Annotated in this window: 9 protein-coding genes; 7 read left to right on the top strand and 2 right to left on the bottom strand. The window is 38.4% G+C overall.

Features of this window, described 5'->3' with window-relative positions; genetic code table 11:
• Nucleotides 1-31 precede the first annotated feature (31 nt).
• The 4 genes from ACYT6F_RS19450 to ACYT6F_RS19435 all read left to right on the top strand — a co-directional run bounded on the left by ACYT6F_RS19450 (nucleotide 32) and on the right by ACYT6F_RS19435 (nucleotide 12,556).
• Nucleotides 32-2,263: a T9SS type A sorting domain-containing protein gene (locus tag ACYT6F_RS19450; RefSeq protein WP_472599259.1), complete on the top strand. Its 2,232-nt coding sequence runs from the start codon at nucleotides 32-34 to the stop codon at nucleotides 2,261-2,263.
• A gap of 284 nt (nucleotides 2,264-2,547) precedes the next feature.
• Nucleotides 2,548-6,069 (top strand): fibronectin type III domain-containing protein, encoded by a 3,522-nt coding sequence (locus tag ACYT6F_RS19445; protein ID WP_472599258.1) that lies wholly within the window; start codon nucleotides 2,548-2,550, stop codon nucleotides 6,067-6,069.
• Nucleotides 6,070-6,527: 458 nt separating this feature from the next.
• Entirely contained in the window at nucleotides 6,528-10,265 is a 3,738-nt protein-coding gene (locus tag ACYT6F_RS19440) for a fibronectin type III domain-containing protein (protein ID WP_472599257.1), read from the top strand.
• Nucleotides 10,266-10,585: 320 nt separating this feature from the next.
• Nucleotides 10,586-12,556, top strand: coding sequence for a T9SS type A sorting domain-containing protein (locus ACYT6F_RS19435; RefSeq protein WP_472599256.1), 1,971 nt, complete (start codon nucleotides 10,586-10,588; stop codon nucleotides 12,554-12,556).
• Nucleotides 12,557-12,632: 76 nt separating this feature from the next.
• Here the strand turns inward: ACYT6F_RS19435 and ACYT6F_RS19430 are convergent, their stop codons facing one another.
• On the bottom strand, nucleotides 12,633-12,794 hold the full coding sequence (locus ACYT6F_RS19430; RefSeq protein WP_472599255.1) for a hypothetical protein: 162 nt from the start codon (nucleotides 12,792-12,794) through the stop codon (nucleotides 12,633-12,635).
• A gap of 40 nt (nucleotides 12,795-12,834) precedes the next feature.
• A complete protein-coding gene (locus ACYT6F_RS19425) occupies nucleotides 12,835-13,662 on the bottom strand; it encodes an ion transporter (protein WP_472599254.1) in 828 nt (275 codons plus the stop codon).
• 61 nt (nucleotides 13,663-13,723) lie between these two features.
• Here ACYT6F_RS19425 and ACYT6F_RS19420 point away from each other — a divergent pair, with 61 nt between their 5' ends.
• The 3 genes from ACYT6F_RS19420 (at nucleotide 13,724) to ACYT6F_RS19410 (ending at nucleotide 16,221) form a co-directional block, all read left to right on the top strand.
• On the top strand, nucleotides 13,724-14,821 hold the full coding sequence (locus ACYT6F_RS19420) for a Nif3-like dinuclear metal center hexameric protein (RefSeq protein ID WP_472599253.1): 1,098 nt from the start codon (nucleotides 13,724-13,726) through the stop codon (nucleotides 14,819-14,821).
• A gap of 3 nt (nucleotides 14,822-14,824) precedes the next feature.
• Nucleotides 14,825-15,601 (top strand): zinc ribbon domain-containing protein, encoded by a 777-nt coding sequence (locus tag ACYT6F_RS19415; RefSeq protein WP_472599252.1) that lies wholly within the window; start codon nucleotides 14,825-14,827, stop codon nucleotides 15,599-15,601.
• A gap of 401 nt (nucleotides 15,602-16,002) precedes the next feature.
• Entirely contained in the window at nucleotides 16,003-16,221 is a 219-nt protein-coding gene (locus ACYT6F_RS19410) for a bacteriocin-like protein (protein WP_472599251.1), read from the top strand.
• Nucleotides 16,222-16,273: the final 52 nt, after the last annotated feature.

The raw sequence follows: 16,273 nt of genomic DNA, 5'->3' as shown, positions 1-16,273 counted from the left end.
TATTTTTAGGGCCTAATTTAAAACAGTCTTTATGAGAAAACTTTACAATAGTCCGTGGCAATGGTATCGTGGCTTACAAAAAAAGGGAATTATTGCCCTTGCATTTTTTGGAGCTATGCAAAGTATGAATGCGCAGGTGAGCAACTATACATTTGCGCAAGCTACAGGAACATTCAGCAGTATTGCTTCTTCCGGTACTCTGGTTTCGGGGAGTGATGCTACAACATCAACCACTAATGATACATCCGGATGGCCGGTTGCCATTCCTTTTAATTTTAATTTCAACGGAACCGATTATACCTCAATCTATGTGAACTCCAACGGAGGAGCTACTTTTGGCACTACCACAAGTTCGGGAACTACTCTAATATCTTCAACTACCGGATATTCGGGGGCTGTAGCTGTTATGAACAGAGATTTGTGGGGGGTGTTTATTACTTCGGGAGTTACCACAAGCGGATCTGATGTAATTACCAATGTGGCTTCATTCAAAGGAATTGAAATCGGCAAGCAGCTCAATAATGTTAATGGTATTCCTGCTAACGCTACCGTGACGGCTTTTGATGAAACGGCCGGCACAATTACCATGTCTGCTCCGGCTACATCCAGTTCTTCGGCTGCTGTAGTAAGATACGGAACCGGCAAAGTACTTACTGCAGTTGAAGGAACTGCGCCAAACAGGGTTTTTGTTATTGAATGGATTGGTTATAATGATTACAGTACTGCAGCAACAGGAAGTAATTATCTTAACTTCCAGCTGAGGCTGGCTGAAACTTCTAATCGTATTTCCATTGTTTATGGGCCAGGCTACAATATTAATACAACGGCCAGAACCAATCAGGTTGGTCTGAGAGGGTCTTCAAGCGCTGATTTTAATAACAGATCGGGTGCAGCCGGTATTGCATGGGATTCTACAGTTGCCGGCACCAGCAATAGTGCAACGGTTTCAAGAGATAATACGAACTTCCCTGCTTCAGGATTAACATTTAATTGGGCGCCTCCTACATGTTTTCCTCCGACTGCATTAACGGTTCCTGCCGCTACAGTAACTCCGAATGGAGCTGTTGTATCCTGGACGCCTCCTTCAGCAACGCCTGGGACAGGATATGAAGTATATTACAGTACATCAAACACCGCTCCCACATCAGCTACTGTTTTAGATGCAACAAATTCAACGACTTCTACCACAACTTCAGCATCTGTCAGCGGATTATTGCCATCCACCACATATTACGTATGGGTAAGATCGGCATGTTCAGGATCAGATAAAAGTGTTTGGACGGCGGCTTCTTCATTTGTGACATCATGTCAGCCTCCTGCTATCTTAAGTGTAAATGGTGCGACTGTTTGTGGTGCATCGGGTTCTGCTACTATATCTGTTACGGCAGATTCGGGGGCAATCGTTACTTGGTATGATTCTCAGACAGGTGGAAGTGTTTTAAATACCGGAAATTCTTTTACAACCCCTGTAGTTTCAGCTAATACTACTTATTATGTTTCAGCTAAAACTCCTGCTGTAAACGGGCAGGTAGGTCCTGCAAGCCCATCTGTTTTAGGGAGTGTGAGTGCGACTAATTATGCAATTGGTACCTATTATCAGATTTTTGATGTTACTGCTCCTACTACTTTGGTAAGTGTAGATGTTTTCCCTGTATCTTCCGTTGCAATCGGTACGACTTCTGCTGTGGAGATCAGGAACAATGCAGGAACAACATTAATTTCTGTTCCCTATACTGTTGCTGTAAATGACGGCGTTACGCCACAAACGATTACCATTAATTATCCGTTGGCTGTAGGAACGGGATACAGAATAGGACAGGGTGTAGGAATCAATCTGAACAGAAATACAGCAGGAGCAACTTACCCATATACATCTGGTGCTATAAGTGTTACAGGGAATAACTTCTCTTCAGGTCCGAATTACTGGTACTATATCTATAACTGGAAATTTTCATCCAGCTGTGAAAGTGCCAGGCAACCTGTGAATGTAACTGTAAATGCTGCCTGTCTTGGAACTTCAGAAACTTCCAATTTAAAAGATAGCATTAAAGTATATCCAAATCCTTTCACTGATATGCTGAATATTTCTGAAATAGAAAATGTAAAATCAATTGCTGTTACGGATCTTGCGGGAAGATTGATTAAAACATTTGAAAAACCTGAATCTGTAATTAATCTGTCTGATCTGAAATCCGGAATGTATTTGATTACGTTATATTTAAAGGATGGAACTCAGAAAACAGTGAAGTCAATCAAGAAGTAATTTTATCACTATATATTGAATAGCAGTCGGTTTCGGCTGCTATTTTTTATGATGTAAAAGTGCAGAGGTTGAGATTGGATTAACTAATTTTAAATTTTATGTTATTAATAATCAGTTATATAAATAATTCATCTTTTTGAGATAAATTATTAAATATCAATTTTTTAACTGCTTTTGTTGAATTTTTTTAGCGTTTTAAAGATTATTATTAAAAAAATTATCATAATATTTGATAATATATAATTAAATTAATATTTTTACCGTCTAATTTTAATTAACTAAGTATGAAAAAACTTTTACTTGCGTACCTTTTATCATTGGGTACATTTATGTCGGCTCAGATTACCTTGGGGTCTGGGACGACAACAGGTGGTGCCTCCGGTTCGGTGGCTACGGTTCCATGGAGTACCTATTACGGGTACAGTTATGCACAGCAGATTTTGCTTAAAACAGAAATCAATGCTGCCGGTGCCGGAAATATTACAGGGCTGAGATTTTTTTTAGGTGCTTCAGCCAGTCTTTCTAACTCGAATGATATTGTAGTTTATTTGGGGCAGACTACGAAAACATCTTTTACATCAACTACTGACTGGGTTCCTACCAGTGCCATGACGCAGGTTTACAGCGGTACTGTAACAAATAATGCCGGAGTTGTAGAGATCACATTTGCCGCACCATTTGCATACGACAATGTGAATAACCTTGTTATTGCAATAGATGAAAATAAATCAGGCGATAATGCTGCTGAACTTTTTTACACGTATACCAGCGGAACAAACAAAACGTTGTATTACAGAAGTGATACTACAAATCCAAATCCTGCATCCATTACACAAACGGGGACAAGATCGGCGACTCAATCGGTAGTTACATTATTGGGGCTTGCTCCAAATCCTGTTCCTGCATGCCCTACAGTTACAGCTCCATCAGCAGCCGCCACAGGAGTTTCTTTACAGCCTGCTATTACCTGGAATGCCGTAAACGGTGCAACAGGGTATAAGCTTTCTGTGGGTACAACATCAGGAGGGACTGACGTGGTGAATAATGTTGATCTTGGTAATGTTACGACTTATACGCTTGCATCTTCTCTGCAATTTAATACGCAATATTACTATACCCTAAGTTCTTATAATGGTAATATTCCTTCGTTGGCATGTTCAGAAAGATCTTTTACGACTGCAAATATTGCGTGTCCGGCAGTTACAGCTCCGGCAGCTGCAGCAGTGGGTCTTCCTGTAACACCTACTATTACATGGACGGCATCACCAGGAGCTACAGGATATAAAATATCTGTAGGCACAACTGCGGGTGGAACAGATGTTTTGAATAACGTTGATTTAGGAAACGTTACATCTTATACATTCGCTTCCGCTTTGATGAATGGTACAAAATATTACTATACCGTAAACTCTTATTCTGCTTCTGCAACTTCATCAGGTTGTACGGAAAGAAACTTTACCACTGTCTGTAATCCTGTAACGTCTTTCTCTGAAAATTTCGACACGGTTACGGCAGGTGCATGGCCGAATTGCTGGGCAAAAGTAGGAGCAAACGGTTCTGCTTATACTCAGGCCAGTACCGTAATGAGTGCTCCGAACAATATGTATATTTATACTACTACAGCTTCTTCTCCGGCGGTAGTATCTATGCCTCCGGTAAGTACACTTCAGCTGGGAACGTATCGTTTGAGATTTAAGATGAGAGCAAACTTTACAGCTGGGGACAAAATAGATGTAGGATATCTTACAAACCCTACAGACGCATCTACGTTTGTGTCTTTTGGATCTACTTATACTGCAAACAGCATAACCGCTATAGATAATTATACCATTAATAATATCACAGCACCAGCTGGTGTTACCACAATGGCATTCAAGCATATTGGGCCATCGGCATACAGTATTCTGATTGATGATGTTGCTTACGAATTAATGCCTTCATGTGTAGAGCCTTCTGCTGTTACAGTTTCAGCTATTGGTGCAAATAATGCAACTGTTTCATGGACTGCTCCTGTAACTGCTCCTGGTAATGGGTACGAATTTTATTACAGTACATCGAATACTGCTCCAACTGCATCTACTGCTGCATCAGGAACAAGTTCTACAGCTTCGGCTTCTTTGTCTGGATTAACAAGTTCTACTGTTTATTATGTTTGGGTTCGTTCTGTGTGCAGTGCTTCTGATAAAAGTGTCTGGACGCCAATGGCAACATTTACCACAGCATGTAATGCTGCTAACGTACCGTATACATTAAATTTCGACGGTGTAACCACGCCCGCATTGCCAGTTTGTACATCAGCTGTAAATTTAGGGACAGGTAATACATGGAATACTTCTACCGCAACAGGCTTTACCGGAAATGTTTTGAACTATACATATAATTTTAGTAATGCTGCAAATACATGGTTCTTTACTCAGGGAATTAACCTTACAGCGGGAGTAAGTTATAGAATTAAATATAAATATTCAAATGCTACAGGAACCACGCAGTATCCTGAAAAAATGAAAGTTTCTTATGGTACTTCAGCTACTGCTGCAGGAATGAGCAATCTTTTAAAAGACTATCCGGTTATTACAGGAGGTGTTATAACTAATGATTTTGTTGATTTTACCCCTGCATCAACTGGTGTTTACTATTTTGGATTTAATGCATATTCTGCTGCCAATATGAACAGGATATATGTAGATGATATCAATATTGATGTTACGCCTACATGTTTTGAGCCAACTGCTTTAGTGTCTTCCAATATTACGGCTTCTTCTGCAAATATTGCCTGGACTGCACCAGCACCAGCTCCCGGAAACGGATATGAAATTTATTACAGTACGACAAATACTGCTCCTACGGGTACTACAGCTCCAACTGTTACAGGAGTTACAGGTACTTCTCAGGCTTTGAGCAATCTTTCTCCTGCATCAACGTATTATGTTTGGGTAAGATCGAAATGTTCTGCAAATGAGGTAAGCAGCTGGTCAGGTAATTTTGTAAGTTTTAGTACACCTTGTGCTGCGGCCGTGCCTACGTACACCAATGACTTTGCTTCAACAGCGGGATCATGTACGTCTAATGTTTCAGGAGGTTCTCCTACCGGAGGTGCTGCAACAGGAACAACAGCTTATTGGGTACAGAGTAACTGGTTGAATACGCCTTCAGCGAATACAGGAACAGGCTCTATGAAAATGAACTTGTACTCTATTAACAGAGCGGGCTGGCTGAAACTGGCTCCTTTGAATCTGTCAGCAGGAGGATACAGAGTAAAATTCGATTATGCGGTAACAACATATTCAGGTACTGCCGCATCTGCAATGGGTTCAGACGATGTTGTTCAGTTTGTAGTATCCCAGGATGGAGGAAATACATGGACTGTCCTTCAGACATGGAATGCTGCTAATGCTCCTTCTAACACATCTAATACTTTTTCTTTGGATTTAACAGGTTATACAGGTGCTAATACAATTTTTGCATTCTATGGGAATGATGGAACGGTGGATGATACAGAGGATTACAACTTCTATATTGATAATTTTGTTGTAGAATTAAGCAATATATTATCTGCCAGTGATGTTAAAGCAAATGTAAATAATGGTATTAAACTCTATCCAAACCCATTCACTGACGTATTAAACATCTCTGATGTTTCTAATGTGAAAAATGTTTTGGTAACTGATATTGCCGGAAGATTGGTGAAAACTATTGCTAACCCGGGTAAAGAACTTTATTTGGGAGAGCTAAAACAAGGGATGTATTTAGTTACTTTAGAAATGAAAGACGGTTCTAAACAGACCATAAAAGCGATTAAAAAATAGATTTAATCTTATAGAAAAGAGTAAGCGGCTAATTATTAGCCGCTTATTTTTTTATGTTAAATGCAAAGGTTGGGATTTGATTATGTTAAATGTGTTTTTATAACAATCTGATTATTAGTAATTAATAAAAATTTTAGTTTTGAATTTTATTATCAAATATTAAATATATGTTTGATTTTGTTGTTATTTTTAATATTAAATATATTTAAATGTTAAAAATAAAAATATAATCGTTGTTGATATTTGATTAATTGATAATTTTACATTCTAATTTAAATTTACTATGTATGAAGAAATTTTCTTATGTGAAAGGTAAGTTAAAGCGTTATGCTAAACATTATGTATTAGTATTTCTATTATTGTTAACTTCTTTTACGGGCTTACGTGCTCAAACAGTCTCAAGTTATAGCTTTTCTCAATCGAGTAGCACTTATACACCGATTTCCGGCGGAATTAATATGGTTTTGTTATCTACCGCTACAGCCGGTTTTGATAGTCAAATATTTCATAATGGTTCCGGTGGTATTAATGGCACTACCACAGCAGGTAACTATAACGCATTACCTATTGGTTTCAATTTCAATTACAGAGGCATAAATTATGATGGATTCTACATTGGGACGGATGGATATATTAAGCTTGGCTCGACGACAGGGACTACAGTTGCCTCAACTTTCGGGATTCCTATATCAGCGACTACAGCGGGAACGGATGATATCATTTCGGCATTTGGTGTTGACTTAGCAGGAAGTTTAAGGGCATCAAGTGCTACCCGTACATCAGGATCGTCAACGTTTACACTTACAGGAACGAGTACGGCTTTAGCAGGAATGGTTGCGGTAGGGATGCGTATTGTAGGCACTGGTATTCCTACAGGGACTACTGTAACAGCTGTGTCAGGAAATAATATTACCATGTCTGCGAATGCAACAACAAGCTCTACTTCTGCGAGTGCTTTTTTTGTGGATACGGATAATATTTCATATGTTACTACGGGGACTCCTGGTTCACGGGTTCTTACTGTCCAGTGGAAAAATGTTCAAAGATGGGCTGGCGCGGGAGATGTTTTAAACTTCCAGATTAAGTTATATGAAGGAACTAATGTTGTTGAAACTGTTTATAACAGTACAGCTTCTTCACAAGTAACAACATCTTCAACAATTGAGGTTGGTTTAAAAGGCGCCATCACCCCAGCTGATTATAATAACCGAACAGCTACAACTGTAACAGGATGGTCAGCTTCTACAGCCGGTACAACAAGTGCTTCTGCTATTCCATTTCAGGGCGTTGCCGCAACTGGTGGAAATGTAGCTCCTGCAAATGGTTTGACTTTTATCTGGATGCCGCCTCTTCCATGTACAGGTACTCCTATGCCGGGTAATGTAGCACCTGCTTCTCAGACTCTGGTTAATGGCCAAACACCTGCTTCATTATTATTATCAGGATTTAGCTCTGGAGTATCAGGACTGACATTCCAATGGCAAGAATCTGCTGATAATTCAAACTGGGCTAATGTTACAGGAGGTACCGGTGCTACTACTACTTTTTATACACCTGCAGCTTTTGCTGGTACTATTATGTATTATAGATGTGTGGTAACTTGCTCAGGTTCTGCATTGTCAGCAAATTCTAATTCTGTAATGATTTCTCCATGCACGCAGACCACGGAATTCATTCAAAATTTTGACGCTATCACTACACCTGCTTTACCAGCTTGTTGGGCAAGAGTAGGAACCACCGGTACCGTTAATACGCAGTCGGGTACTTTTGCATCTTCACCCAATGTTCTATTTATCAATTCAGGTAGTACAAGTAATATTGCGATGGTAACAATGCAGCCAGTGAGTACGCTGCAATCAGGATTGTACAGATTAAGATTTAAAGCCAGGGCGAATTTTACAGTGGGTGGAGTCGTTCAGGTGGGTTATCTAACTGATCCTACGAATCAATCTACATTTGTATCTTTAGGTTCATTTACCACAACAAGTATAGCAGTTGCTGATAATTTTGTAATAAATAATATAATAGCACCAACTGGTGTTACTACTTTGGCATTCAGACATACGGGAAGCCCTGCAAATAGTGTACTAATTGATGATGTAATTTATGAATTAATGCCTTCGTGTGTAGAGCCTTCTGCTATTATCATATCTGGTATTGGTGTAAATAATGCAACTGTTTCATGGACTGCTCCCACAACTGCTCCTGGTAATGGTTACGAATTTTATTACAGTACATCGAATACTGCTCCAACCACATCTACCCCTGCATCAGGAACAAGTTCTGTAACTTCGGCTCCTTTGTCTGGATTAACAAGTTCTACTCTTTATTATGTCTGGGTTCGTTCTGTGTGTAGTACTTCAGATAAAAGTGTTTGGACTGTAGTGGCATCATTTACCACTGCGTGCGACGCTGTTAATGTACCCTATAGTTTAAACTTTGATGCTGTTGTTACACCTGCTTTACCAATTTGTACGTCAGTAATAAATTCAGGAACAGGTAATGTGTGGAATACGTCCACTGCGACAGGTTTTACCGGAAATGTTTTGAATTATAGCTTTAATACTGCTAATGCAGCAAATACGTGGTTTTTTACTCAGGGAATTAATCTTACAGCAGGTGTGAGCTATAGAATTAAGTATAAATATTCTAATGCTCCAGGAGCAACACAATATCCGGAAAAAATGAAAGTTTCTTATGGTACCTCAGCTACTGCTGCCGGAATGAGCAATCTTTTAAAAGACTATCCGGTTATTACAGGAGGTGTTATAACTAATGATTTTGTTGATTTTACTCCGATGGCTAACGGTGTTTATTATTTCGGATTCAATGCGTATTCCAATGCTGATATGAACAGAATTTACGTAGATGATATTAATATTGATCTAACCCCTACTTGTTTCGAACCAGGTAATGTAACAGCATCAGGAATTACAGCTTCATCTGCTAATATCGCATGGACTGCACCAACAACAGTTCCTGCAAATGGTTATGAAGTTTATTATAGTACTACAAATGTAGCTCCTACGGCTTCAACGGTTTTGAACGCAGCAAATTCTACAGTTTCCACTACAACATCCGCACAAATCAACGGTTTGTCTCCTTCTACAGTTTATTATGTTTGGGTAAGATCTGTGTGTATTGGTACTGATCGTAGTGTATGGACGCCTACAGCGTTGCTGTTGTCTACACTCTGCCAGCCTCCTGTATTGTTATCAACATCAGGAGCTGCTGTTTGTCCTAGCAATACGGCAGTGCTTTCTGCATCTTCCGTATCAGGGGCAACTATAAACTGGTATACTTCTCAATCTGACAGTAATCCCCTTGCCACAGGTAATTCTTTTACTATACCTTCGTTAGCAAATACAACTAATTATTATGTAAGTGCATCCTTTGGAAACAGTGGTCAACAAGTAGGAAAAGCAATATATAGCCCTTCGCCTACCAGTGGAGTGGGAACCACCAATTTTGGAATTGTATTTGATGCTTTAAGTTCTTTCGTTCTTGAAAGTGTTACGGTTTATCCGATAAGTTCTACCGGTGCTTCGGGTACACTTACTATTGACGTAATCAATTCGAGCGGGGTTGTTGTTAATACAAAAACGGTGAATGTGACAGGTGCACCAACGAGTGCTCCTGTTGCTCAGGTCATTACTCTTGATTTCCCAATATCGCCGGGACAAAATTATAAACTAAGACCAGGTAATTTTACCGGTATCGCTGGTTTGCTTTTTGATCCGTCGTCGAACGCGCCTTCCGGAAATTATGGGTATCCATATACATTACAAAACGTGGTAACTATTCAGACGAGTACTCTTACTGCGGCACCTACAAATACCCCAAGGAATGATTTGTACTATTATTTCTACGATTGGAAGGTTAGTACCAAGTGTGAATCCGCAAGACAGCTGGTGGTTGCTACTGTAGATCCTTCTGCGTGCTTAGGGCTTTCTGAAACCGATAAAGCAAAAGATTATATCCAAGTATATCCAAATCCATTCTCCGACATATTAAACATCTCAGATGTTTCCAATGTGAAAAATGTTTTGATAACAGATATTGCCGGAAGATTGGTGAAAGCTATTGCAAATCCTGGTAAAGAACTTCATTTGGAAGAACTGAAGCAAGGGATGTATTTAGTGACCTTAGAAATGAAAGATGGTTCTAAACAGACAATTAAGGTGATTAAAAGATAATTTTTAATCTTATTAAAGAAGTAGCGGCTAAAAATAGCCGCTATTTTTTTTGCTTTTATGCTATTTTGGCTAAAGTTAAGTTGTGATAGTATCAAATTTCTGTATTGTAAAAAATATAGTAAATATTTGTATTAACAGTGAATTTGTTAGTTTTTAATGGGTTTGTTTATGATGTTTTAAAATAAATTTTTATATATTATTTTGATGTATATGCTTCATATATTATTTATAATTAAATTTTTTTAAAAAAAGTGGTATTAAAAATATTGAAATAGCAACATAATTCATAAATTAGTCTATTAATCAGCAAAAATAAATTTATGACAAAATTTCTACTTTCATGCTTATTGTTTTTAAGCATGATGCTTAATGCGCAAATAACTTTGGGCGCAGGAAGCACGAATGTCGGAACCGCTCCGATAAGTACGTATTACGGCTATTCTTACACCCAGCAGATTTTCACAAAACAGGAAATCAATGCCAATGCCGCAGGAAACATTACAGGATTAAAATTTTATCTCGATCCCGCTATGTCTATCGCAAGCTCATCGCAATGGGTAGTATATCTGGGACAAACCTCAAAGACGGTATTTGCATCAGATTCAGACTGGATTCCTCTCTCTCAGCTCACGCAGGTTTTTTCAGGAACCGTTACCAATAACAATGGTGTTGTTGAGATTACTTTTGCAGCTCCTTTTGCTTACGATAATGTTGCAAACCTTGTTGTAGCGGCAGAAGAGAATTCTTCAGGATATGACAGCAATGATTATGATGAGGCAATGTATGTCTACCCCGGAGCGGCAAATTCCACACTTAATTTTAAAGATGATTATAACGATCCGGACCCTGCCTCTCCACCATCTTCAGGTGATCTGAAAAATTACAAATCCGTTACCACTTTTGAAGGGCTTACTTCAAACCCTGTTCCAACTTGCCCGGTAGTTTCTTACCCTTCAAACAATTCGACTTTTATCCCTTTATCTTCAACAATTACCTGGGTTAATTCTGCAGGGGCTACAAGTTATAAAGTTTCTATAGGGACAACTTCCGGAGGAACTGACGTGGCCAATCAGGTATCCGTAACAACAAACAGTTTTACACCGGCAGCACCATTTGCGCCAAATACCACTCTATATGTCAAAGTTGTAGCAGTAGGACCTGGAGGAGATTCTCCCGGATGCTCGGAAATGATGTTTACAACAGCGCCTCCGCCTCCTACAAATGATGAATGTGTTACTGCAATTACATTAACGGTAAATCCGGACCTTAACTGCGGAACTGTAACGCAGGGTTACACTATTGGTGCTACCGATTCAGGAATGATTCCGGATCCATGCTACGGAAACCCGGATGATGATGTATGGTTCAAGTTTGTAGCAACGGCTACCAGTCATAAAATATCTCTTTTGAACATTCAGTCGGTAGGAAGCGAGCCTAATGATACCGATACTTACTTCCAGGTTTTCAGCGGAGGATGCGGAGCTCTGTCAAGCATCTACTGTTCAGATCCGTCCTCAGGTACTGTCAGCGGTCTTACCGTAGGAGAAACCTATTTGGTAAGAGTGTACAGTTATTATGGTACAGGAAGTAATCAAAGTTTTGATATCTGTATAGGGACATATCCACCGCCGCCTGCTAATGATGATTGCAGCGGAGCTCTTGTAGCAGCTACTTTCCCATATACTTATGTTCAGAACGATGGGGGAGGAGCAACAAATAATGCAGGAATAGTAAGTGCTTGCCCTAATGAAATGAATGACGGTACATGGTTCTCTTTCGTAGGAGATGGTGACACTTTCAATATTACTGTTACAATGCCTGCGGGAAGTGATTTTGATCCTCAGATAGGAGTGTACAGTGGAACATGTTCAGCTTTATCATGTGAAGATACTGTGGATGACGGAGGAACAGGCGGTACTGAGACAATTTCTATTCCTACTCTTGCAGGAAATACCTATTATGTAAATGTAGGCCAGTATAGTGGCTTTTCTGATGAGCCAGAAGGTGCGTTCACCATTAATATTAGTAAAGGGACATTAGGAACTTCTGATGTGAAGTCTGAAAAGAAAAGCATCAAAGCATATCCAAATCCTTTTACTGATGTAATCAATATTTCGGACGCTGTGAATGTAAAATTAATTTCTGTTTCTGATCTTTCAGGAAGATTGATTAGAGTAATTGATAACCCGGCATCTTCAGTTCATTTAGGAGAATTAAGACAGGGAATGTATCTGCTGACACTTATCATGAAGGATGGTTCTAAACAAACTATCAAAACGATTAAAAAATAACAGTACAAATCACATACAATGAAAGGCGATCTCAACAGATCGCCTTTTTTATTGCTTTTTAGAAATTTCAATAATATTATCTGTTTGGAGAAACAGGCTGTAGATCTCCGCTATTAAGACTTTCAAAAACAGCCGGGAAGAAAGTAACAAGAATAAAATAAACAATGACCATTAATGCAATTAAAGAAAACAGGATGACTACTAAAGTATTTGGCTTATTTTTCTTTTTTGGTTCCATGATGTGAGTATTTAGTTAATAGATATGTTAATATTTTACACTAAGCTAATTTCTTGCCACATTGTTTGCAGTATCTGGCATCATCGTCAATATCTTCATTTCCGCAACGGTCACATATTTTTTCCAGATTCTGTCTTTTGTTCCGCATTTCCGCAGTTACAATTCCGGTTGGGACAGCAATAATGGAATAACCGGCAAGCATTAGAACAACTGCAAAAAACTTCCCCATAGGTGTAATGGGAGAAACATCGCCGTATCCCACCGTAGTTACCGTAACCACTGCCCAGTAGATTGATTGCGGAATGGTTTCAAATCCGGGCCTTCCGCCTTCCACCATAAACATCAGAGAACCTACAATTACTGAAAAGATAATCAGGAATAAAAGGAAAATATAAATCTTTCTGGAACTGTTCTTGAGTGCTCTTACAATAACAAAACCGTCATTCATAAAATCCATAAGATTAAATACCCTGAATACCCTTAGCATTCTCAACATTCTGAAAATCAGGAAATATTTGGTAACAGGAAAGAAAAAGCTCAGATAAAAAGGAACCAGCGCCAAAAAATCAATAATTCCGAAAAAACTGAAAATATAATGGCGTTTATTTTTTACAACAGCAATTCTTAAAGCATATTCTATAGAAAAAAAGATGGAAATAATCCATTCCAGAATAATAAAAGTATAGTGGAACTTTTTATCAAGTTTGGGGATGCTCTCCATCATGATGATTGCCGTACTGATCAGGATCAGGAGCAGTAAAATGATATCAAACAGTTTTCCGAGCTTTGTATCGGAGCGGTAAATGATTCTGTAGAGATATCGTTTCCACCAGGCATCTTCCGGAACAAGATTATGTTCTCTTTCCATTTTAATGTTTTTTTAAATATAACAAATTATCCTTATTTTCGTGACAAACATACAGAATAAAATGAAAATTAGAGATGTCGTTTCAAAGATAGAAAAACGCATTCCCTTGCAGAAAGCGGAAGATTTTGATAATGTTGGGCTGCTCTGCGGTTCCTGGGACCGCAACGTAAGCGGAATACTGGTGTGTCATGATGCTCTGGAAAACGTAGTGGACGAGGCAATCCGTAAGAACTGCAATCTTATCGTATGTTTTCACCCCATTATTTTTTCAGGGTTAAAATCCCTCACCGGGAAAAACTATGTTGAAAAGGCCGTCATCAAAGCAATTGAAAATAAAATAGCGATATATGCAATTCATACCGCTTTTGATAATGATTTTTTTGGTGTAAATGCAGGAATCTGCCAACAGTTAGGCCTTAAAAATCTTAAAATTCTTCAGCCAAAAAAAAATGATTTAAAGCAGCTGACGGTTTTCGTGCCTCAGGAATATTCGGGAAAAGTAAAAGAAGCACTTTTCGAAGCAGGAGCAGGCAGTATCGGATTTTATGATGAATGCAGTTTTACAGTAAATGGAAACGGAACTTTTCGACCAAAAGAAGGTTCTGATCCGTTTTCGGGACAGCAGGATATCCGGGAAAATGCCGATGAAGACATGGTTTCCGTTATTTTTGAAGGTTACAGACAGGGGCAGATTGTCGCAGCAATGAAATCGGCGCATCCTTACGAGGAAGTAGCACATCAGATCTACAGTCTGGATAACGCTAATCATTACACCGGGCTGGGAATGTACGGCGATTTTGAGGAGCCAATGGACGAGAGTGATTTCCTTAAATTTGTCAAAGAAAAATTCAGTCTTGAAGTCATCAGACATTCTGATTTTACACATAAAAAGATAAAAAGAGTAGGTGTTTTAGGAGGTTCCGGGGCAAGCGGTATACGCTCTGCAATTTCCAAGCAATGTGATGCTTATCTTACAGGAGATGTGAAATACCACGACTTTTTTCTGGCAGAATCCAAAATGATGATCTGTGACATAGGACATTTCGAATCGGAGCAATTCGTTACTCAACAATTATTTGAAATTTTGTCACAAAAATTTAGTACATTTGCAATCTCAAAATCTATTGAGAAAACAAACCCGGTAAATTATTTCATTTAAAATATGGCAAAAACCAACGATATTTCAGTTGAAGAGAAGTTAAGAGCTTTATACGATTTGCAGATCATTGATTCCAGATTGGACGAAATCCGAAATACAAGAGGAGAATTGCCAATCGAAGTAGAGGATCTTGAGATTGAAATCGAAGGTCTTGAAAAAAGAGCTGAAAAATTTCATGCAGACATAAAAGATCAGGATGATCAGATCAAAACCAAGCATGAAGTAATCAACCATGCAAAAACTTTAATTGAAAAATACAGATCTCAGCAGGATAATGTAAGAAACAATAAAGAGTTTGAAGCATTAGGTAAAGAAATTGAATATCAGGAACTTGAAATTCAGCTTGCTGAAAAGAGAATTAAAGAATTCGGTGCCAAGATCAGCCACAAAAACGAAACGCTTGACGAGCTGAACGGAAAAATCGACGATCTTAAAAATCACCTGAAGTTCAAAAAAGAAGAACTCGAAGGTTTGGTTTCTGAAACGCAGAAAGAAGAAGAATATCTGATCGAGCAGTCTAAAGTATTTGCTGCTAAGATCGACGAAAGATTACTGGCTTCTTACAACAGAATCAGAACAAATTCTCCGAACGGTCTTGCTGTAGTTGGATTGGAAAGAGGAGCGCCAAAAGGTTCATTCTTTACTATTCCGCCTCAAAAGCAGATGGAGATCGCCCAGAGAAAGAAAATCATTATCGATGAACACTCAGGAAAAATTCTTGTGGATGACGAACTGGTAATGGAAGAAAACGAAAAAATGAAATCGGTCATTAAATTTTAATTACAACGATTTTTTCAGAATATGAAGCTGTCTCATTGGAGGCGGCTTTTTTGTTTTTTTTAAGTTTCGATAAATAATATTTTACATTCATAATGAATTCTAAATGAATAAATAAAGTTAAAAAATAATAAAGTCAAGAATATAATTCTCATTGTATAGAATTATTGTTTTTTAGCATATGATTTCTCATTATATTTACTCTCGAAAAACACAATCGCTTATCTTCTCAAGCTGTTAAATAAATGAAAGGTATTGGATTAATATTCATTGCTGATTCATTATTAAAATATGTTGCAACAGAAGGGCAGGACTAAACCGAAAACCTTTCTCCGAAAGGAAAGCCGAAGTTTCACTGTAGAAATTTTAGCAAAATAAGTAGGTGAAAAAAAATTATTTAAAAAATGAAAAAATTTAAAAAATTAACCCGTGAAGACCTCAAGACAGTAAAGGCTGGACAGGTTTGGATTGCGGAAACTAAATGTGGATTTACAGCAACGACTACTCAAGATTGGACCGCTGAACAAGCAAATGCTTGGGTTGATGAAATTGAAAAAAATTACTGTAAAACTCCTACTTATTCGGGGTCCGATGCTCAACATTTAGCATCTAATCTTAACTAAAACAAATTAGGCACTTATAGTGGGATTATTCTACTATAAGTGTATTTATAGA

The organism is Chryseobacterium sp. NG-CE01 (assembly GCF_055695505.1).
This window is presented reverse-complemented; position numbering and strand designations above follow the sequence as displayed.

Excerpts from the sequence above, each read along its gene's own strand:
- ACYT6F_RS19440 (WP_472599257.1), top strand. The coding sequence starts at position 6,528 with ATGGTTTTGTTATCTACCGCTACAGCCGGTTTTGATAGTCAAATATTT.
- ACYT6F_RS19430 (WP_472599255.1), bottom strand. The coding sequence starts at position 12,794 with ATGGAACCAAAAAAGAAAAATAAGCCAAATACTTTAGTAGTCATCCTG.
- ACYT6F_RS19415 (WP_472599252.1), top strand. The coding sequence starts at position 14,825 with ATGGCAAAAACCAACGATATTTCAGTTGAAGAGAAGTTAAGAGCTTTA.
- ACYT6F_RS19435 (WP_472599256.1), top strand. The coding sequence starts at position 10,586 with ATGACAAAATTTCTACTTTCATGCTTATTGTTTTTAAGCATGATGCTT.
- ACYT6F_RS19425 (WP_472599254.1), bottom strand. The coding sequence starts at position 13,662 with ATGGAAAGAGAACATAATCTTGTTCCGGAAGATGCCTGGTGGAAACGA.
- ACYT6F_RS19450 (WP_472599259.1), top strand. The coding sequence starts at position 32 with ATGAGAAAACTTTACAATAGTCCGTGGCAATGGTATCGTGGCTTACAA.
- ACYT6F_RS19445 (WP_472599258.1), top strand. The coding sequence starts at position 2,548 with ATGAAAAAACTTTTACTTGCGTACCTTTTATCATTGGGTACATTTATG.
- ACYT6F_RS19420 (WP_472599253.1), top strand. The coding sequence starts at position 13,724 with ATGAAAATTAGAGATGTCGTTTCAAAGATAGAAAAACGCATTCCCTTG.
- ACYT6F_RS19410 (WP_472599251.1), top strand. The coding sequence starts at position 16,003 with ATGAAAAAATTTAAAAAATTAACCCGTGAAGACCTCAAGACAGTAAAG.